Here is an 18,751-nt window from a genome sequence, read left to right as displayed (position 1 = left end):
CAGTAGAGCGTCAAGCAGTCGGACTGCGGTAACAACCCGACCAATCAGGCGGAAAGTCTCGTGCTAGAGAGGCCAGCCGTCGTGACCCTTTGGTCAGCGGGCGGCATTATACATAGGTAGCTGGCAATCTGCCGATGCTTCATATGCAACGATTCTCGTCCATTGGTCTAAAGGTCGCAGGGCGGGGTGGGGCGTAGAGTCGCCGTGAATGCTTGAGATTGGCGCTTTTCCCTTTGCTTTCAGGCTTGTACGAAACGAGATGTCGCCGCGCCCGGAACAGAGGGTTTGCGTGTTGATTCAACTGGGTTACGCTCGAACCAAGCCAGATGTTCAATCCAAACAATGGAGTTCAGCATGGGTTACAAGAAGATTCAGGTTCCAGCCGTCGGCGACAAAATCACCGTCAACGCAGACCATTCTCTCAATGTCCCTGATAACCCGATCATTCCCTTCATCGAAGGTGACGGCATTGGCGTCGACGTCAGCCCTGTGATGATCAAAGTGGTTGATGCTGCCGTGGCCAAGGCCTACGGGGGCAAGCGCAAGATTTCCTGGATGGAGGTTTATGCTGGCGAAAAAGCAACTCAGGTCTATGACCAGGACACCTGGCTGCCCCAGGAAACCCTGGACGCCGTCAAGGATTACGTGGTTTCCATCAAAGGCCCGCTGACCACCCCGGTCGGTGGCGGCATCCGTTCCCTCAACGTTGCCCTGCGCCAACAGCTCGATCTCTATGTCTGCCTGCGCCCTGTGGTGTGGTTCGAAGGCGTGCCGAGCCCGGTGAAAAAGCCCGGCGACGTCGACATGGTGATCTTTCGCGAGAACTCCGAAGACATTTATGCCGGTATCGAATGGAAGGCCGGTTCTCCTGAGGCCACCAAGGTCATCAAATTCCTGAAAGAAGAAATGGGCGTCACCAAGATCCGTTTCGACCAGGATTGCGGCATTGGTATCAAGCCGGTTTCGAAAGAAGGCACCAAGCGTCTGGTGCGCAAGGCCCTGCAATACGTGGTGGACAACGACCGCAAGTCGCTGACCATTGTGCACAAGGGCAACATCATGAAATTCACCGAAGGTGCCTTCAAGGACTGGGGTTACGAGGTGGCGAAGGAAGAATTCGGCGCCGAGCTGCTCGATGGCGGCCCATGGATGAAATTCAAGAACCCGAAAACCGGCCGCGAAGTCGTCGTCAAGGATGCCATCGCCGATGCCATGCTCCAGCAGATCCTGCTGCGTCCGGCCGAATACGATGTGATCGCCACCCTCAACCTCAACGGTGACTACCTGTCCGACGCCCTGGCGGCGGAAGTGGGCGGTATTGGTATCGCGCCGGGTGCCAACCTGTCCGACACCGTGGCCATGTTCGAGGCGACCCACGGTACCGCGCCGAAGTACGCCGGCAAGGATCAGGTCAACCCGGGTTCGGTGATTCTGTCGGCCGAGATGATGTTGCGTCATCTGGGCTGGACCGAGGCGGCGGACCTGATCATCAAGGGTACCAATGGCGCGATCAAGGCCAAGACGGTGACCTATGACTTCGAACGTCTGATGGAAGGCGCCACGCTGGTGTCTTCTTCGGGCTTCGGTGAGGCGATCGTCAAGCATATGTAAGTCGTGCAGGTACAAAAAAACCGCCTTCGGGCGGTTTTTTCATGACCAGGTGACGGTTGAGTCAGCCTGACACTTTTTCTGTATGAGGGGCATGCGTAGCCGCTTCACTTGCCACGGTTGCCGCCGTGATATTCACCGCATGCAGTCCCTTGGGGCCCTGGACGATTTCGAAAGTCACGATCTGTCCGGCCTTGAGGGTCTTATACCCGTCCATCTCAATGGCGGAGTAGTGGGCAAAGAAATCAATGTCTTTGCCATCCTCGTCACGTCCTTCGCGGGCATCGGTATTGATGAAGCCGAATCCCTTGGCATTGTTGAACCACTTGACCTTGCCGACAGCCATGCTCAAATCCCTCTGCAACAGACTCCATCGCTGGAGTATCATCCAAGACATCCGCAGTCGAATCCGTTAAAAGGATTGACTCCGCGGATCTTTTTTCCCCACTGTGGGTTCTATTGGTTGTAACACCGTTTTCCCGATAGTCAAGGTGACCGGGCAGTCGGAGTTGAAAACGTGTCAAGCCGCCCCCACCACTGTATTTGCACAACTGACGAACCTTTCTTTCCATGCATGCAATCAGCCAGATTCGACTAACATTCAATCAGGATCGCCCGCTTCTCCAAAAGGATCTTCCACAGGAGCACGACGACGATTCGGCAGGCGTTGCTGTTCAGGAAGCAAAGCCTGCGTTACAGGCGCCGCCGATGTACAAGGTGGTTTTGTTCAACGATGACTACACACCGATGGATTTCGTCGTCGAAGTGCTCGAGGTGTTTTTTAACCTGAATCGCGAGCTGGCGACCAAGGTCATGCTGGCCGTCCACACAGAAGGACGGGCAGTATGTGGAGTGTTTACCCGCGACATCGCCGAGACAAAGGCCATGCAGGTCAACCAGTACGCCAGGGAAAGCCAGCATCCGCTACTCTGTGAAATCGAGAAGGACGGTTAATCGCCGACCACTTGGGTATGAGGTGAAGCTATGTTAAACCGCGAGCTCGAAGTCACCCTCAATCTTGCCTTCAAGGAGGCTCGTTCGAAGCGTCATGAGTTCATGACCGTCGAACACCTGCTGCTGGCCCTATTGGATAATGAGGCTGCCGCCACCGTATTGCGTGCCTGCGGCGCAAACCTCGACAAACTCAAGCACGACCTGCAGGAGTTCATCGACTCCACCACGCCGCTGATCCCCGTCCATGACGAAGATCGCGAAACCCAGCCAACCCTGGGCTTCCAGCGTGTGTTGCAACGTGCTGTCTTCCATGTGCAGAGCTCGGGCAAACGCGAAGTAACCGGCGCCAACGTGCTGGTTGCAATCTTCAGTGAGCAAGAGAGTCAGGCGGTGTTCCTGCTGAAACAGCAGAGCGTTGCACGCATTGATGTCGTCAACTATATCGCCCATGGCATTTCCAAGGTGCCGGGGCATGGCGATCACTCTGAAGGTGAACAAGACATGCAGGACGACGAGGGCGGTGAGTCTTCTTCTTCAGGCAATCCGCTGGATGCGTATGCCAGCAACCTTAACGAACTCGCACGCCAGGGCCGGATCGATCCGCTGGTCGGGCGAGAGTCGGAAGTCGAGCGCGTTGCGCAGATTCTCGCGCGTCGCCGCAAGAACAATCCGTTGCTGGTGGGCGAGGCGGGCGTGGGCAAGACCGCGATTGCCGAAGGCCTGGCCAAACGCATTGTCGACAACCAGGTGCCGGACCTGCTGGCCAACAGCGTCGTTTATTCCCTCGATCTGGGTGCCTTGCTCGCAGGCACCAAATATCGCGGCGATTTCGAGAAGCGCTTCAAGGCGCTGCTCGGCGAACTGAAAAAACGTCCGCAGGCGATCCTGTTCATCGACGAGATTCACACCATTATTGGTGCGGGCGCTGCGTCCGGTGGCGTCATGGACGCCTCTAACCTGCTCAAGCCGCTGCTGTCGTCGGGTGATATCCGCTGCATCGGGTCGACCACGTTCCAGGAATTCCGCGGCATCTTCGAGAAGGATCGGGCTCTGGCCCGCCGCTTCCAGAAGGTCGATGTGGTCGAGCCGTCGGTGGAAGACACCATCGGTATCCTGCGTGGTCTGAAAGGGCGTTTCGAACAGCACCACAACATCGAGTACAGCGATGAGTCGCTGCGCGCCGCTGCGGAACTGGCATCGCGCTACATCAATGACCGGCATATGCCGGACAAGGCCATCGATGTGATCGACGAGGCGGGCGCCTACCAGCGCCTGCAACCGGTCGACAAGCGTGTGAAGCGCATCGACGTGCCGCAGGTCGAGGATATCGTGGCGAAGATCGCACGTATTCCACCAAAACACGTCACCAGTTCCGACAAGGAGCTGTTGCGTAACCTGGAGCGCGACCTGAAGCTGACGGTGTTTGGTCAGGATGCGGCGATCGATTCGTTGTCGACTGCGATCAAGCTGTCCCGTGCCGGTCTGAAGTCGCCGGACAAGCCTGTCGGTTCGTTCCTGTTTGCAGGGCCGACCGGTGTTGGTAAAACCGAAGCTGCGCGGCAATTGGCCAAGGCGCTGGGGATCGAGCTGGTTCGTTTCGACATGTCCGAGTACATGGAGCGCCACACCGTATCGCGTCTGATCGGTGCGCCTCCGGGCTATGTCGGTTTCGACCAGGGCGGTCTGTTGACCGAAGCGATCACCAAGCAACCGCATTGCGTATTGCTGCTCGATGAAATCGAGAAGGCGCATCCGGAAGTCTTCAACCTGCTGCTGCAGGTGATGGACCACGGTACGCTGACCGACAACAACGGGCGCAAGGCGGACTTCCGCAACGTGATCGTGATCATGACCACCAATGCCGGTGCTGAAACGGCGGCACGTGCTTCGATCGGTTTCACCCATCAGGACCACTCGTCCGATGCGATGGAAGTGATCAAGAAGAGCTTCACGCCGGAATTTCGTAACCGTCTGGACACCATCATTCAGTTTGGTCGCCTCAGTCATGAGGTCATCAAAAGCGTGGTGGACAAGTTCCTCACCGAACTTCAGGCGCAGCTGGAGGACAAGCGTGTACTTCTGGAAGTTACCGACGCAGCGCGCAGTTGGCTGGCGGCCGGTGGTTACGATTCGGCCATGGGCGCTCGTCCGATGGCGCGTCTGATTCAGGACAAGATCAAGCGTCCGCTGGCAGAGGAGATTCTGTTTGGCGAGCTGGCCGAGCATGGCGGTGTGGTGCACATCGACATCAAGGATGGTGAGCTGACGTTTGACTTCGAGACTACTGCGGAAATGGCTTGATGGTTGTTGGTCTGTTGTAAAGCGAAAGGCGCCTTTGGGCGCCTTTTTGCTGTCTGCGGTTTTTGGTTTGGGGGCATATCCGTTGCTGCGGTAACGGCTTCTTAGGGTTCCGCCCTTACGGCGGGTCACTTTGGCAAACGCCGGAATGCCGGCCCAGCCCAAAGTAACCAAAGGTCTTGAGCCCTGACGTACGGCCCTCGCTGTGGCTCGGGTTCCTTCGCTCCGGGATTGATCCGGGGGCATCGCCTACGGTTTGCTTCGCTGCACCTCCTCTCGATGTGTTTGGCTTCGCCAAACGGTCGCTGCGCTCCCACCCCCGGATCAATCCCTCCACTCAGCCTGCCGATGGGCCTTGAGATCAAAAGCTTTACTCGAGCTAACGCTCATCGTTTGAGTGGTGGGAGCAGGGCGTGTTTGGCTTTGGTTTTGTTGTGGGTTTACCCCTCACCCCAGCCCTCTCCCCAAGGAGAGGGAGCCGATTTGTGGGCTTTTCAAAACTTGAGTTCGACCGGTATTGCACGTCGGCGCAGTTCTCCCAAACACCTCAATCAGTTCCCTCTCCCTACGGGCGGTCCGACGTTTCGGGAGGGCTAGGGTGAGGGGCTCTTGATCTGGCCTTTGCTCTTGATCTGGCCTTTGCTCTGGCTCTGGCTTTTGATCTCAAGCCCCTTCGGCAGGCCGAGCGGAGGTGTCCATCAGGGGGTAGGCGCGCAGCGCCGTGCGGCGAAGCCGCATACATCGAGAGGAGGTGCAGCGAAGCAAACCGTAGGCGATGCCCCCTGATGGACACCGTAGCGAGGGAACGCTGAGCCTAAGCGAAGTGCCGTACGCCGGGGCGTAGACTTTTTGGTTACTTTTGAGGCGTTTGTCAAAAGTGACTCGCTGTAAGAGCGAAACCGCCAGCGGCAGCTCCCGAAGCAACGGATATACACTCAAAACTCAAGCACAAACCCAAAACCCAGACAAACAAAAACGCCCGGCAAATGCCGGGCGTCTTGTATTGACTTGATTAGCGAGCGCGGTAAGTGATACGCCCTTTGCTCAAGTCATAGGGCGTCAGTTCGACGCGCACTTTGTCACCGGTAAGAATACGAATGTAGTTCTTGCGCATCTTGCCGGAGATATGCGCGGTTACGACGTGCCCATTTTCCAACTCCACACGAAACATGGTGTTGGGCAGGGTGTCGACGACAGTGCCTTCCATTTCGAAGCTGTCTTCTTTCGACATGCAGTAAAGCCCTCGGTATCCAGTGAATGGCCCGGTGCAACTGCGCCAGGCAAAAGCGGCGTGCATTGTGCCCGAAAAATGGGGTTTACGCCAAGGGGTTTAGGGTTTGCATTCAGTTCAGGATGACCCAGCGCTGGTTAATCAGCAGTTCTATGGGGCGATACTGGGTCTTGTAGTTCATCTTTTTGCAGTTTTTGATCCAATAGCCAAGGTACACGGCTTCGAGCCCAAGGCGTCTGGCTTCGGTGATTTGCCAGAGGATTGCATAGCGTCCGAGGCTGCGGCGTTCTTCTTCCGGCTCGTAAAAGGTGTAGACCGCCGACAGGCCGTTGGGCAGGAGGTCGGTGACGGCAACTGCCAGTAACCGTCCGTCGAGCCGGAACTCGTAAAAACGTGAGAAGGGCAGATCGCGAACCAGAAAAGTCGAGAATTGATCGCGGCTCGGTGGGTACATGTCGCCGTCGGCATGGCGTTGTTCGATGTAGCGTTGATAAAGATCAAAATATTCTTCGCTGAAACCGGGCTTGACCGGCCGCACCTGCAAATCGGCGTTGCGTTTGAAAATGCGTTTCTGCTGGCGATTGGGGTTGAACTGCGCCACCGGAATACGCGCAGGCACGCACGCGTTGCAGTTCTGGCAATGCGGACGGTACAGGTGATCGCCGCTGCGACGAAAGCCCATTTCCGACAGGTCTGCGTAGACATGCACATCCATGGGCTGGCTGGGATCGAGAAACAGGGTCGTGGCCTGCTCCTCGGGCAGATAGCTGCAAGAGTGAGGCTGAGTGGCATAGAACTTCAACCGCGCCAACTCGGTCATGATCAACCCTCGGGGGTAAGCTGGTGAATTAAGTGTAAGCCACGCACGCAAAAGTCGCTCAGCAAACCCAGGTGGCGAGGTTGGGTTGGTCAAGGTGCCGGGACAGATAATCGGCAAATGTACTGCGAGAAATGGCCCGAGCACCGAGGCTGTGCAGGTGATCGGTCGGCATCTGGCAGTCGATCAGCACGAACCCGGAGTCCTTCAGATGTTGCACCAGGGTGGCGAAACCATATTTGGAGGCGTTGTCGGCGCGGCTGAACATTGATTCACCGAAAAACAGCTGCCCCATCGCCAGGCCATAGAGGCCGCCAACCAGTTCGCCTTGATCCCATACTTCTACCGAGTGGGCAAAGCCGCGCTGGTGCAGTTCGATGTAGGCATCCTGCATGGCCTGGGTGATCCAGGTGCCATCGGCGTAATCCCTTGGTGCGGCGCAGGCACGGATGACCCCCGTGAAGTCCTGGTCAAAGGTCACTTGATAGCGCTTTTTGCGCAGCAGTTTGCCCAGGCTGCGTGAGATGTGCAGTTCGTCGGGAAACAGAACGGTGCGCGGATCCGGCGACCACCAGAGGATCGGCTGACCTTCGGAGAACCACGGAAAGCAGCCGTGACGATAAGCCTGGATCAGGCGATCGGCGGACAGGTCGCCGCCGGCTGCGAGCAATCCATTGGGATCGCGCATGGCTTTTTCCAGGGGCGGGAAAGTCAGTGAATTGCGTTGTAACCAAGTCAGCATGGCGTCCAGGCTTGCAGAAGGGGAGGGAGGTGGGCGTCTGGGCCCGATGCAAAGTGTGCCGTTAAATGAGGTGAATGTCCTCCCGAACGTGCCCGATGATTGCGCTCCTGCAACTTGACCGTATCGATGCGGTCGTAGACGGGCGATGAGTGCGGGCGCAGATGCTTCGCTACGTTCATCAAATACACCTCATAAGCCTTTGTCACAAAAGACAATGCATGCTCAAATTGCGGCGCAGGTCGCGTCTGTTTGGCTATGCTTGAGCTTGGGATGCGAAGCATGGCATCGAGCGCGCAAACCCGTACAATGCCGGGCTGTTACAGAATATTCGCAGTGTGCCGTGTTTATAAAAGACCGGACGCAGTGTTAAAAGTAGTCTCAGTTGCGCCCGTCAATTTTTTTACCTGCCTGGAATGGGCAGTTTTTATCGTCATTCAATAGATGGACGCGCCTCTGGCGCAGGAAAAGAAGCGTTTTGAAGAAATCCACGGAAGCACCAAAAACAGTCGTTCCGCTCTGGCGTCAGCAATTGCACTACCGGCTCAAGGAAGGTGCATTGATCGCCATCGGTGCCTTGTGCCTGTTCCTGATGATGGCCTTGCTGACTTACGGCAAGGACGATCCGGGCTGGAGCCACAACAGCAAGATCGACGACGTGCAGAATTTCGGCGGCCCAGCGGGTTCCTACAGCGCCGACATTCTGTTCATGGTGCTGGGTTACTTTGCCTATATCTTCCCGCTGCTGCTGGCGATCAAGGCCTATCAGATCTTCCGTCAGCGCCACGAGCCGTGGCAGTGGAGCGGCTGGCTGTTTTCCTGGCGCCTGATCGGCCTTGTGTTTCTGGTGCTGTCCGGTGCTGCGCTGGCGCACATTCATTTCCATGCGGCCACCGGGTTGCCGGCCGGTGCGGGTGGCGCGCTGGGTGAAAGCCTCGGTGACCTGGCCCGCAATGCCCTGAACATTCAGGGCAGCACATTGCTGTTCATCGCGCTGTTCCTGTTCGGCCTGACCGTATTCACCGATCTGTCCTGGTTCAAGGTGATGGATGTCACCGGCAAGATCACCCTCGACCTGTTCGAACTGTTCCAGGGTGCGATCAATCGCTGGTGGTCGGCGCGTACCGAGCGCAAGCAACTGGTGGCGCAACTGCGTGAAGTCGATGACCGGGTGCACGACGTGGTCGCACCGACCGTCACCGACAAGCGCGAGCAGGCCAAGGTCAAGGAACGTCTGATCGAACGCGAGCAGGCCCTGAGCAAACACATGTCCGAGCGTGAGAAACAGGTTCCGCCGGTCATTGCCCCGGCCCCGGTCAAGGCGCCGGAACCCAGCAAGCGCGTGCAGAAAGAGAAGCAGGTGCCGTTGTTCGTCGACAGCGCCGTGGAAGGCACCTTGCCGCCGATCTCGATTCTCGATCCTGCAGAAAAGAAACAACTCAATTATTCGCCTGAATCCCTGGCGGCGGTCGGCCACTTGCTGGAGATCAAGCTCAAGGAATTCGGCGTCGAAGTCACCGTGGACTCGATCCATCCCGGCCCGGTCATTACCCGTTACGAAATCCAGCCGGCTGCCGGTGTGAAGGTCAGCCGTATCGCCAACCTGGCGAAAGACCTTGCACGTTCGCTGGCCGTGACCAGTGTGCGGGTGGTGGAAGTGATTCCGGGCAAGACCACGGTCGGTATCGAGATTCCCAACGAAGACCGGCAGATCGTGCGCTTCTCCGAAGTGCTGTCGACGCCTGAGTACGACAACTTCAAATCGCCGGTCACCCTGGCCCTGGGTCACGACATCGGCGGCAAGCCGGTCATCACCGACCTGGCGAAGATGCCGCACCTGCTGGTGGCCGGTACCACCGGTTCCGGTAAGTCGGTGGGCGTGAACGCGATGATCCTGTCGATCCTGTTCAAGTCCGGTCCGGACGACGCCAAGCTGATCATGATCGACCCGAAAATGCTCGAACTGTCGATCTACGAAGGCATTCCGCACCTGCTGTGCCCGGTCGTGACCGACATGAAAGACGCCGCCAATGCCCTGCGCTGGAGCGTTGCCGAGATGGAGCGTCGCTACAAGCTGATGGCGAAGATGGGTGTACGAAACCTGTCCGGCTTCAACGCCAAGGTCAAGGAAGCCCAGGACGCCGGCGAGCCGCTGAGCGATCCGCTGTACAAACGCGAAAGCATCCACGACGAAGCGCCGCTGCTGCAGAAGCTGCCAACCATCGTCGTGGTCGTGGACGAATTTGCCGACATGATGATGATCGTCGGCAAGAAGGTAGAAGAATTGATCGCCCGTATCGCCCAGAAGGCGCGGGCGGCCGGTATCCACTTGATCCTCGCGACCCAACGTCCGTCGGTGGACGTGATCACCGGTCTGATCAAGGCCAACATCCCGACGCGGATGGCGTTCCAGGTATCGAGCAAGATCGACTCCCGGACCATCATCGACCAGGGTGGTGCCGAACAATTGCTTGGTCACGGTGACATGCTCTACATGCCGCCGGGCACCAGCCTGCCGATCCGGGTTCACGGCGCATTTGTATCCGACGATGAAGTTCACCGGGTGGTGGAAGCCTGGAAACTGCGCGGCGCGCCGGAATACAACGACGACATCCTCAACGGTGTCGAAGAGGCGGGCAGTGGTTTCGAAGGCAGCAGTGGCGGCGGTGACGGTGATGATCCGGAAGCTGACGCGCTGTACGACGAAGCCGTGCAGTTCGTGCTGGAAAGCCGTCGTGCCTCCATCTCTGCTGTACAGCGCAAGCTGAAGATCGGTTACAACCGCGCCGCGCGCATGATCGAAGCCATGGAAATGGCCGGCGTCGTGACGTCCATGAACACCAACGGTTCCCGCGAAGTCCTGGCCCCTGGCCCGGTGCGCGACTGATTCAAATGCAATGGACGGTGCATGAGGCGCCGTCCACTTTCCCACGCGTATTCAAGAGGACTCCCATGCGTCTTATCCGCATGCTGCTGCCGGTACTGGCTCTGACCACCCTCACGGCTCACGCCGATGACAAGGATGTGGCTCGCCTGACCCAATTGCTCGAAACATCCAAGACCCTGACCGCCAATTTTTCCCAGCTGACCCTCGACGGCAGCGGCACCCAGCTGCAGGAAACCACCGGCGACATGACCCTGCAGCGTCCGGGCCTGTTCTACTGGCACACCAATGCGCCGGCCGAGCAGACCATGGTCTCCGACGGCAAGAAAGTCACCCTGTGGGACCCGGATCTGGAGCAGGCCACCATCAAGAAACTGGACGAGCGCCTGACCCAGACCCCGGCCCTGTTGCTGTCCGGTGACGTATCGAAAATCAGCCAGAGCTTCGATATCAGCGCGAAAGAGGCGGGTGGTGTGATCGATTTCACCCTGAAGCCGAAAACCAAGGACACCCTGTTCGACAGCCTGCGTCTGTCGTTCCGCAACGGTCTGGTCAATGACATGCAACTGATCGACAGCGTCGGTCAGCGCACCAACATCCTGTTCACCGGGGTGAAGGCCAACGAAGCGGTCCCGGCCTCGAAGTTCAAGTTCGACATCCCCAAGGGTGCCGATGTGATCCAGGAATAAACACAGAGGTTTCAACGCTACGTGATGGATCTGTTTCGCAGTGCACCGATTGCCCAGCCACTGGCCGCCCGTTTGCGGGCGACCAATCTGGACGAGTACGTCGGTCAGGAACATGTGCTCGCTCGCGGCAAGCCTTTGCGCGAAGCGCTGGAGCAGGGTGCCCTGCATTCGATGATCTTCTGGGGCCCGCCGGGCGTGGGCAAGACCACCCTGGCGCGGTTGCTGGCGGAAGTCTCGGATGCGCATTTCGAAACGGTGTCGGCCGTATTGGCTGGCGTCAAAGAGATCCGTCAGGCGGTGGAAATCGCCAAGCAGCAGGCCGGTCAGTACGGCAAGCGCACGATCCTGTTTGTCGACGAAGTGCACCGCTTCAACAAGTCCCAGCAGGACGCCTTTCTGCCGTACGTTGAAGACGGCACGCTGATCTTCATCGGCGCAACCACCGAAAACCCTTCCTTCGAATTGAACAACGCGTTGCTGTCGCGGGCGCGGGTCTATGTACTCAAGAGTCTCGACGAAGCAGCGTTGCGCAAACTGGTGCACCGCGCGCTCACCGAAGACCGAGGTCTGGGCAAGCGGCATCTGACCCTCAGCGATGAAGGCTTCCAGATGCTGCTGTCCGCCGCCGACGGTGATGGCCGGCGGTTGCTCAATCTGCTGGAGAACGCTTCGGACCTGGCCGAAGACAACAGCGAGATGGGCACCGAGCTGCTGCAAAGCCTGCTCGGCGATACCCGTCGGCGTTTCGACAAGGGCGGCGAAGCGTTCTACGACCAGATTTCCGCGCTGCACAAATCGGTGCGTGGCTCGAACCCGGACGGCGCGCTGTACTGGTTTGCGCGGATGATCGACGGTGGCTGCGATCCGCTGTATCTGGCCCGCCGCGTGGTGCGCATGGCCAGCGAAGACATCGGCAATGCCGACCCCCGCGCCCTGAGTCTGTGCCTGGCCGCGTGGGAAGTGCAGGAACGCCTTGGCAGCCCGGAGGGTGAGTTGGCAGTGGCTCAGGCCATCACCTACCTGGCGTGTGCGCCGAAAAGCAACGCGGTGTACATGGGCCTCAAGACCGCGCTGCGCGCCGCCGCCGAGCACGGTTCGCTGGAAGTGCCGCTGCACCTGCGCAATGCGCCGACCAAATTGATGAAGCAATTGGGTTACGGCGACGAATACCGTTATGCCCACGACGAACCGGACGCCTACGCGGCCGGCGAAGACTATTTCCCGGAAGAACTCGACCCGATTCCGTTCTACCAACCGGTGCCCCGTGGCCTGGAGTTGAAGATCGGCGAAAAGCTCAACCACCTCGCCCAACTCGATCGTTTAAGCCCCCGGCAGCGGAGAAAATAGTGGTTCCATTGATTGTTGCAGTCTCCGTCGGCGGGATTGCCGGCACCTTGTTGCGCTTCGCCACTGGCAATTGGGTCAACGCCAATTGGCCGCGGCACTTCTATACCGCGACGCTGGCCGTTAATATCGTGGGCTGTCTGCTGATTGGCGTGTTGTACGGCCTGTTTTTGATACGCCCGGAAGTACCGATCGAGGTACGTGCCGGGTTGATGGTCGGCTTCCTCGGGGGGCTGACGACTTTTTCATCCTTTTCACTGGATACGGTGCGCCTGCTGGAAAGCGGGCAAGTGCCGCTGGCCCTGGGCTATGCGGCCATCAGCGTATTCGGCGGGCTGCTCGCGACCTGGGCCGGCCTGTCCCTGACCAAACTTTGATAACGAGAAACCGACATGCTCGATTCCAAACTGTTACGTAGCAACCTTCAGGACGTAGCGGACCGCCTGGCTTCCCGTGGCTTTGCCCTGGATGTCGCGCGCATCGAAGCGCTGGAAGAACAGCGCAAGACCGTCCAGACCCGCACCGAAGCACTGCAGGCTGAGCGTAATGCGCGTTCCAAATCCATCGGTCAGGCCAAGCAGCGCGGCGAAGACATCGCGCCGCTGATGGCGGACGTCGAGCGCATGGCGGGCGAATTGAGCGCCGGTAAAGTCGAACTCGACGCGATCCAGACCGAACTGGATTCGATCCTGCTGGGCATCCCGAACCTGCCGCACGAGTCGGTACCGGTCGGTGAAGACGAAGACGGCAACGTCGAAGTCCGTCGCTGGGGTACGCCGACTGCGTTCGACTTCCCGGTTCAGGACCACGTGGCCCTGGGCGAGAAATTCGGCTGGCTCGACTTCGAAACCGCCGCCAAGCTGTCCGGCGCACGTTTCGCCCTGCTGCGTGGCCCGATTGCCCGTCTGCACCGCGCACTGGCGCAGTTCATGATCAACCTGCACGTCACCGAGCACGGCTACGAAGAGGCTTACACGCCTTATCTGGTTCAGGCTCCTGCGCTGCAAGGCACCGGTCAACTGCCGAAGTTCGAAGAAGACCTGTTCAAGATTGGTCGCGAAGGCGAAGCCGATCTGTACCTGATCCCGACCGCCGAAGTGTCGCTGACCAACATCGTGGCCGGTGAAATCGTCGATTCGAAACAGCTGCCGATCAAGTTCGTCGCTCACACTCCGTGCTTCCGCAGCGAAGCCGGTGCGTCCGGCCGTGACACTCGCGGCATGATCCGCCAGCACCAGTTCGACAAGGTCGAGATGGTGCAGATCGTCGAGCCGTCGAAGTCGATGGAAGCGCTGGAAAGTCTGACCGCCAACGCCGAGAAAGTCCTGCAACTGCTGGGTCTGCCTTACCGTACCCTGGCACTGTGCACCGGCGACATGGGCTTCAGCGCGGTCAAGACTTACGACCTGGAAGTGTGGATCCCGAGCCAGGACAAGTACCGTGAAATCTCGTCGTGCTCCAACTGCGGCGACTTCCAGGCCCGCCGCATGCAGGCGCGTTTCCGCAACCCGGAAACCGGCAAGCCTGAGCTGGTACACACCCTGAACGGTTCCGGTCTGGCGGTCGGTCGTACGCTGGTGGCCGTGCTGGAAAACTACCAGCAGGCCGACGGTTCGATCCGCGTGCCGGACGTGCTGAAGCCGTACATGGGTGGCCTTGAGGTCATCGGCTAAATGAAATATCTGCCGCTGTTTCACAACCTGCGCGGCAGTCGTGTGTTGGTTGTCGGTGGGGGGGAGATTGCCTTGCGCAAGTCCCGCCTGCTGGCCGATGCCGGTGCGCTGCTGCGGGTGGTTGCACCTGAAATCGAAGCGCAACTGCGCGAACTGGTCGCCACCAGCGGTGGCGAGTGCCTGTTGCGTGGCTACGCCGAAACGGATCTGGACGGTTGCGGGCTGATCATTGCCGCCACCGACGACGAAGCGTTAAACGCGCAAGTCTCCGCTGATGCTCATCGGCGTTGCGTTCCGGTCAATGTGGTGGACGCGCCGGCGTTGTGCAGCGTGATTTTCCCGGCGATCGTCGACCGCTCGCCGCTGATCATCGCGGTCTCAAGCGGCGGCGATGCGCCGGTGCTGGCGCGGTTGATCCGCGCCAAGATCGAAACCTGGATTCCTTCGACCTACGGCCATCTGGCCGGTCTGGCTGCACGCTTTCGTGATCAGGTCAAAGGCCTGTTTCCCGATGTGCAGCAGCGTCGCGGTTTTTGGGAAGACGTGTTCCAGGGGCCGATTGCCGACCGCCAACTGGCTGGGCAGGGCGCCGAGGCCGAACGTTTGCTGCAAGCCAAGATTGACGGCGAAGCCATGGTTACGACCGGTGAGGTGTATCTGGTGGGCGCAGGGCCGGGCGATCCGGATCTGCTGACCTTCCGCGCCTTGCGTCTGATGCAGCAAGCCGACGTGGTGTTGTATGACCGCTTGGTGGCACCTGCGATTCTTGAGCTGTGCCGTCGCGATGCCGAACGGGTTTACGTCGGCAAGCGTCGCGCCGATCACGCTGTGCCGCAGGATCAGATCAACCAGCAACTGGTGGACCTGGCCAAGGCTGGCAAGCGTGTGGTGCGGTTGAAGGGCGGGGATCCGTTCATCTTCGGCCGTGGTGGTGAAGAGATCGAAGAGCTGGCGGCCCACGGCATCCCGTTCCAGGTGGTGCCGGGTATCACGGCGGCCAGCGGTTGCGCGGCCTATGCCGGGATTCCGCTGACCCATCGCGATTACGCGCAGTCGGTACGTTTCGTCACCGGGCACTTGAAGGACGGTTCCACCGATCTGCCGTGGGCCGACCTTGTCGCGCCGGCGCAGACGCTGGTGTTCTACATGGGGCTGGTGGGGCTGCCAGTCATCTGCGAGCAGTTGATCAAGCATGGTCGTGCGGCCGATACCCCGGCAGCGTTGATCCAGCAGGGCACCACGGTCAATCAGCGGGTCTTCACCGGCACGCTGGCTGATCTGCCGCGTCTGGTGGCGGAGCATGAAGTGCATGCGCCGACGCTGGTGATCGTCGGCGAGGTGGTGCAACTGCGCGAGAAACTGGCGTGGTTCGAGGGCGCTCAGGGTCAGGTCTGACCCTGAAAAAAAGATCGTTCCCACGCGGTGGGAACGATCAGGCTCTCAACCTCTGCGCCAAACCCCTTTACCGCCCAACCGGTTCCGGTCATGGGCAACATTGAAATCCTGCTTCGGCCCCTTTGGCACAACTCCGGTCGGGTTGATGGTCTTGTGGCTGCCGTAGTAGTGATTCTTGATGTGCTGGAAATCCACGGTCTCGGCCACGCCCGGCCACTGGTACATCTCCCGCAGCCAGTTCGACAGGTTCGAATAATCGCTGATCCGCCGCAGATTGCATTTGAAGTGCCCGTGATACACCGCGTCGAAACGAATCAGCGTGGTGAACAACCGCACGTCTGCCTCGGTCAGGTATTCGCCCGTCAGATATCGATTGGCGCCCAGCAACTGCTCCAGATGATCGAGTTCGGCAAACACGTCGTCGAACGCTTCTTCATAGGCGTTCTGCGAGGTGGCAAACCCGGCGCGGTATACGCCGTTGTTCACCGCCGGATAGATGCGTTCGTTCAGCGCATCGATCTCGCTGCGCAGTGGCGCCGGGTAGAAGTCCAGATCGTTGCCGGTCAAGTCGTCGAACGCGCTGTTGAACATGCGGATGATTTCCGCCGATTCATTGCTGACGATGCGCTTGAGCTTCTTGTCCCACAGCACCGGCACGGTGACGCGGCCGGTGTAGTCGGCGGTGTCAGCGGTGTAGCGTTGGTGCATGAAGTCGAGGTGGTCGAGTTTGTCGCCGCTCGAGCCGAGGGTCTGGTCGAAGGTCCAGCCGTTTTCCAGCATCAGCCAGCTGACGACTGACACGTCGATCAGACTTTCCAAGCCTTTGAGCTTGCGCAGGATCAGCGTGCGATGGGCCCACGGACAGGCGAGGGAAACGTAGAGGTGATAACGCCCGGCTTCGGCGGCGAAACCGCCTTCACCGCTCGGGCCCGGCTCGCCGTTGCGCGTGACCCAGTTGCGACGCTGCGCCTGTTCGCGCTGGAACGCGCCGTCCTTGCTGCTTTCGTACCACTTGTCCTGCCAGCGGCCGTCGACGAGTAAACCCATGATCAAGACTCCATAAACCCATAATCGTTGGAGCTGAGTCTATTCCGATGAGTTCGAACAAAAAGCGCAAAGATCGGGCGTTAATGATCGGCTAAATCGATCTGTTCCGTGCGGCCCAGTATTTCTCGGCGGTTTCGAAAGCCTGTTCACGGCTCTGACCGAGGCCGCGCAGCGCCAGCGCCATGGTCGAGATCAACGCCATTTGCGGGTAACTGTCGACCACATCGCCACGCCAGACGGCTTTCAAATGCTCGATATCCAGCGACGCTGGTTTGACATGACGTTGCGCCGATAGCTGCGGCCATTCCTCGTCCCAGCTCTCGCCGCCGGTAGTGCCGTAAAGGTGGCTGTCGGCATCCGGGTTGATCTCGATTTCGCCGCCGTCGCCCTTGATCACGATTGCCGTATCGCCGAGCAGACCGCTCGCATCGCGGTGTACCGCTTGGTAGCCAGGGTGGAAAATGCTCTGCAAGCCGCAGCGCGCGCCCAACGGATTGAGAATCCGCGCCAGCGAATGGATCGGCGAGCGCAGACCGAGGGTGTTGCGCAGGTCGATCATCCGTTGCAGCTGCGGTGCCCAGTCCACCAGTGGCATGAACGCCAGACCGCCGTTGTCCAGCGAGTCGCCCACCTGTTGCCAGTTGCGGCACAGCGGGATGTTCAGCTCGCCGAGCAATTGTTCGGAATACAAGCGCCCGGCGGTATGTGCGCCGCCGCCGTGCATGAAGATGCGCACGCCGTTCTGCGCCAGGCACTTGGCGGCCAGCAGATACCAGGGCAGATGACGCTTCTTGCCTGCGTAAGTCGGCCAGTCCAGATCGACCTTCAGCGCCGGTGCCTGCAAGCGTTCACGCAAGGCCTCGGTGAAGCCGGCCATCTCCTCGGCGCTTTCTTCCTTGTGCCGCAGCAACATCAGGAACGCGCCGAGCTGGGTTTCTTCGACCGCTTCGTCGAGCACCATGCCCATGGCCTCCCGGGCTTCCTCGCGGGTCAGGTCGCGGGCGCCGCGCTTGCCTTTGCCGAGGATGCGTACGAACTGGGCGAACGGATGTTCGGCGGGCGTTTCGAGGGTCAGCGCTGGATAGTCGGTCATAGGCAATTCGTCGGTTTGGGCAGGCCCGCCAGTTTCGCGGCGAGTTTGGCAGGGGTGCCTTTGAACAGTCGGTTCAGGTGCAGGCTGTTGCCTTTCTCCGCGCCGAGCTTGAGCGCGGTGTACTTGATCAGTGGCCGGGTCGCGGGGGACAGCTGGAATTCGGCGTAGAAGCTGCGCAGCAGTTCGAGGATTTCCCAGTGTTCGGCGCTCAGTTCGATGTCTTCGGCAGCGGCGAGGGCGCTGGCGACTTCAGCCGACCAGTCGTTGAGGTCGACCAGGAAGCCGTCCTTGTCCAGTTCGATGGCGCGGGCGCCGACGGTCAGCGCATTCATAGCCAGCTGTTGACCTTGTCGTGGCGGATCGACAGTTCGACGAAGGCCGGATAATCGATGGCTTCGGCCCAGTCCGGAACCTGCACGGCACGGGCTTGCGCGTCTTCGGCCAGGACAAAGAGTTTCACCCGACGGGTTTCCAGCGCGCTGAACGGCGCGGTGCCGGGTTGCAGCGCATAAGCGGCATCGCCAGACAGCAACAACGCGTCGGCAGCGCCCAGCAGGCGCAGGCAACTGGACAGGCGTTCGTCGCCGAACGGGGAGTGGGACAACACATGCAAAGTCGACATCAGAGGGTGATCACCTGGTCGTAACGGTCAATGAGGGCGGTGATTTGCTCGGCGGCCAAAGGCTGCGCCTCGTCCAGCGAGCGATCGCCGAGGCCGCGAACACTGGCGCTGTCGGCGCAGTAGAACAGCTCCTCGACACCGAACATCGGCAACGCTTGCAGGTTGGCGCTCAGGTCTTTCTGTTGCAGGGCCTTGGCGTTTTGCCCGGCGGCCAGTTGCAACACGCCGTCGTCGAGAAACAGCAGGCCGATCGGCAGATCGAAGGCCCCGCCGGCCAGCACGATGTCCAGTGCTTCGCGGGCGCCGGGGCCGGACCACGGCGATTGACGGCTGATAATCAGAAGGGACTTGGCCATG

18 protein-coding genes are annotated in these 18,751 nt (G+C 59.7%); 9 read left to right on the top strand and 9 right to left on the bottom strand.

Features of this window, described 5'->3' with window-relative positions; all coding sequences use genetic code 11:
- The first annotated feature begins 354 nt into the window (after window positions 1-354).
- Window positions 355-1,611, top strand: a complete 1,257-nt coding sequence (icd, locus tag C6Y56_RS17425) for an NADP-dependent isocitrate dehydrogenase (protein ID WP_169430939.1) — start codon at window positions 355-357, stop codon at window positions 1,609-1,611.
- 61 nt (window positions 1,612-1,672) lie between these two features.
- On the opposite strand, the gene C6Y56_RS17420 is transcribed toward icd, so the two are convergent.
- On the bottom strand, window positions 1,673-1,954 hold the full coding sequence (locus C6Y56_RS17420; RefSeq protein ID WP_169430938.1) for a cold shock domain-containing protein: 282 nt from the start codon (window positions 1,952-1,954) through the stop codon (window positions 1,673-1,675).
- Between the two features lie 224 nt (window positions 1,955-2,178).
- Here C6Y56_RS17420 and clpS point away from each other — a divergent pair, with 224 nt between their 5' ends.
- Both clpS and clpA read left to right on the top strand, forming a co-directional pair.
- Window positions 2,179-2,562: an ATP-dependent Clp protease adapter ClpS gene (gene clpS, locus C6Y56_RS17415; RefSeq protein ID WP_011334948.1), complete on the top strand. Its 384-nt coding sequence runs from the start codon at window positions 2,179-2,181 to the stop codon at window positions 2,560-2,562.
- 30 nt (window positions 2,563-2,592) lie between these two features.
- On the top strand, window positions 2,593-4,863 hold the full coding sequence (gene clpA, locus C6Y56_RS17410) for an ATP-dependent Clp protease ATP-binding subunit ClpA (RefSeq protein ID WP_169430937.1): 2,271 nt from the start codon (window positions 2,593-2,595) through the stop codon (window positions 4,861-4,863).
- A 1,009-nt stretch (window positions 4,864-5,872) separates the two neighbouring features.
- On the opposite strand, the gene infA is transcribed toward clpA, so the two are convergent.
- From infA to aat, 3 genes are all read right to left on the bottom strand, one after another.
- A complete protein-coding gene (infA, locus tag C6Y56_RS17405) occupies window positions 5,873-6,091 on the bottom strand; it encodes a translation initiation factor IF-1 (protein ID WP_002553999.1) in 219 nt (72 codons plus the stop codon).
- Between the two features lie 112 nt (window positions 6,092-6,203).
- The gene (locus tag C6Y56_RS17400; protein ID WP_085732140.1) at window positions 6,204-6,911 is read right to left on the bottom strand and encodes an arginyltransferase; all 708 of its coding nucleotides are present in this window, start codon (window positions 6,909-6,911) and stop codon (window positions 6,204-6,206) included.
- A gap of 58 nt (window positions 6,912-6,969) precedes the next feature.
- Complete coding sequence (aat, locus tag C6Y56_RS17395; protein WP_169430936.1) at window positions 6,970-7,650, bottom strand: leucyl/phenylalanyl-tRNA--protein transferase; 681 nt, start codon at window positions 7,648-7,650, stop codon at window positions 6,970-6,972.
- 475 nt (window positions 7,651-8,125) lie between these two features.
- On the opposite strand from aat, the gene C6Y56_RS17390 reads away from it, so the two are divergent.
- The 6 genes from C6Y56_RS17390 to cysG all read left to right on the top strand — a co-directional run bounded on the left by C6Y56_RS17390 (window position 8,126) and on the right by cysG (window position 15,632).
- A complete protein-coding gene (locus tag C6Y56_RS17390) occupies window positions 8,126-10,534 on the top strand; it encodes a DNA translocase FtsK (RefSeq protein ID WP_169430935.1) in 2,409 nt (802 codons plus the stop codon).
- A gap of 65 nt (window positions 10,535-10,599) precedes the next feature.
- A complete protein-coding gene (gene lolA, locus C6Y56_RS17385) occupies window positions 10,600-11,220 on the top strand; it encodes an outer membrane lipoprotein chaperone LolA (protein WP_007958184.1) in 621 nt (206 codons plus the stop codon).
- A 24-nt stretch (window positions 11,221-11,244) separates the two neighbouring features.
- Entirely contained in the window at window positions 11,245-12,567 is a 1,323-nt protein-coding gene (locus C6Y56_RS17380; RefSeq protein ID WP_169430934.1) for a replication-associated recombination protein A, read from the top strand.
- Entirely contained in the window at window positions 12,567-12,941 is a 375-nt protein-coding gene (crcB, locus tag C6Y56_RS17375) for a fluoride efflux transporter CrcB (RefSeq protein WP_007958188.1), read from the top strand. The genes C6Y56_RS17380 and crcB overlap by 1 nt, the downstream gene beginning before the upstream one ends.
- A gap of 15 nt (window positions 12,942-12,956) precedes the next feature.
- On the top strand, window positions 12,957-14,237 hold the full coding sequence (gene serS, locus C6Y56_RS17370; RefSeq protein ID WP_169430933.1) for a serine--tRNA ligase: 1,281 nt from the start codon (window positions 12,957-12,959) through the stop codon (window positions 14,235-14,237).
- Window positions 14,238-15,632 (top strand): siroheme synthase CysG, encoded by a 1,395-nt coding sequence (cysG, locus tag C6Y56_RS17365; protein ID WP_169430932.1) that lies wholly within the window; start codon window positions 14,238-14,240, stop codon window positions 15,630-15,632.
- 45 nt (window positions 15,633-15,677) lie between these two features.
- Here the strand turns inward: cysG and C6Y56_RS17360 are convergent, their stop codons facing one another.
- The 5 genes from C6Y56_RS17360 to tusC form a co-directional block, all read right to left on the bottom strand.
- A complete protein-coding gene (locus C6Y56_RS17360; protein WP_169430931.1) occupies window positions 15,678-16,679 on the bottom strand; it encodes a glutathione S-transferase family protein in 1,002 nt (333 codons plus the stop codon).
- 91 nt (window positions 16,680-16,770) lie between these two features.
- A complete protein-coding gene (locus C6Y56_RS17355) occupies window positions 16,771-17,772 on the bottom strand; it encodes a glycosyl transferase family protein (protein ID WP_169430930.1) in 1,002 nt (333 codons plus the stop codon).
- A complete protein-coding gene (locus C6Y56_RS17350) occupies window positions 17,769-18,104 on the bottom strand; it encodes a TusE/DsrC/DsvC family sulfur relay protein (RefSeq protein WP_169430929.1) in 336 nt (111 codons plus the stop codon). The genes C6Y56_RS17355 and C6Y56_RS17350 overlap by 4 nt, the downstream gene beginning before the upstream one ends.
- Window positions 18,101-18,394, bottom strand: coding sequence for a sulfurtransferase complex subunit TusB (gene tusB / locus C6Y56_RS17345; RefSeq protein WP_169430928.1), 294 nt, complete (start codon window positions 18,392-18,394; stop codon window positions 18,101-18,103). The genes C6Y56_RS17350 and tusB overlap by 4 nt, the downstream gene beginning before the upstream one ends.
- Window positions 18,394-18,750: a sulfurtransferase complex subunit TusC gene (gene tusC, locus C6Y56_RS17340; RefSeq protein ID WP_039767393.1), complete on the bottom strand. Its 357-nt coding sequence runs from the start codon at window positions 18,748-18,750 to the stop codon at window positions 18,394-18,396. Before tusC ends, tusB begins: the two co-directional genes overlap by 1 nt.
- Window position 18,751 lies beyond the last annotated feature (1 nt).

Origin of the sequence: Pseudomonas fluorescens, assembly GCF_012974785.1 — a bacterium.
Classification (GTDB): Bacteria; Pseudomonadota; Gammaproteobacteria; order Pseudomonadales; family Pseudomonadaceae; genus Aquipseudomonas; species Aquipseudomonas fluorescens_BT.
The sequence above is the reverse complement of the archived record's forward strand: the minus strand, read 5'-3'. Positions and strand labels throughout refer to the sequence as shown.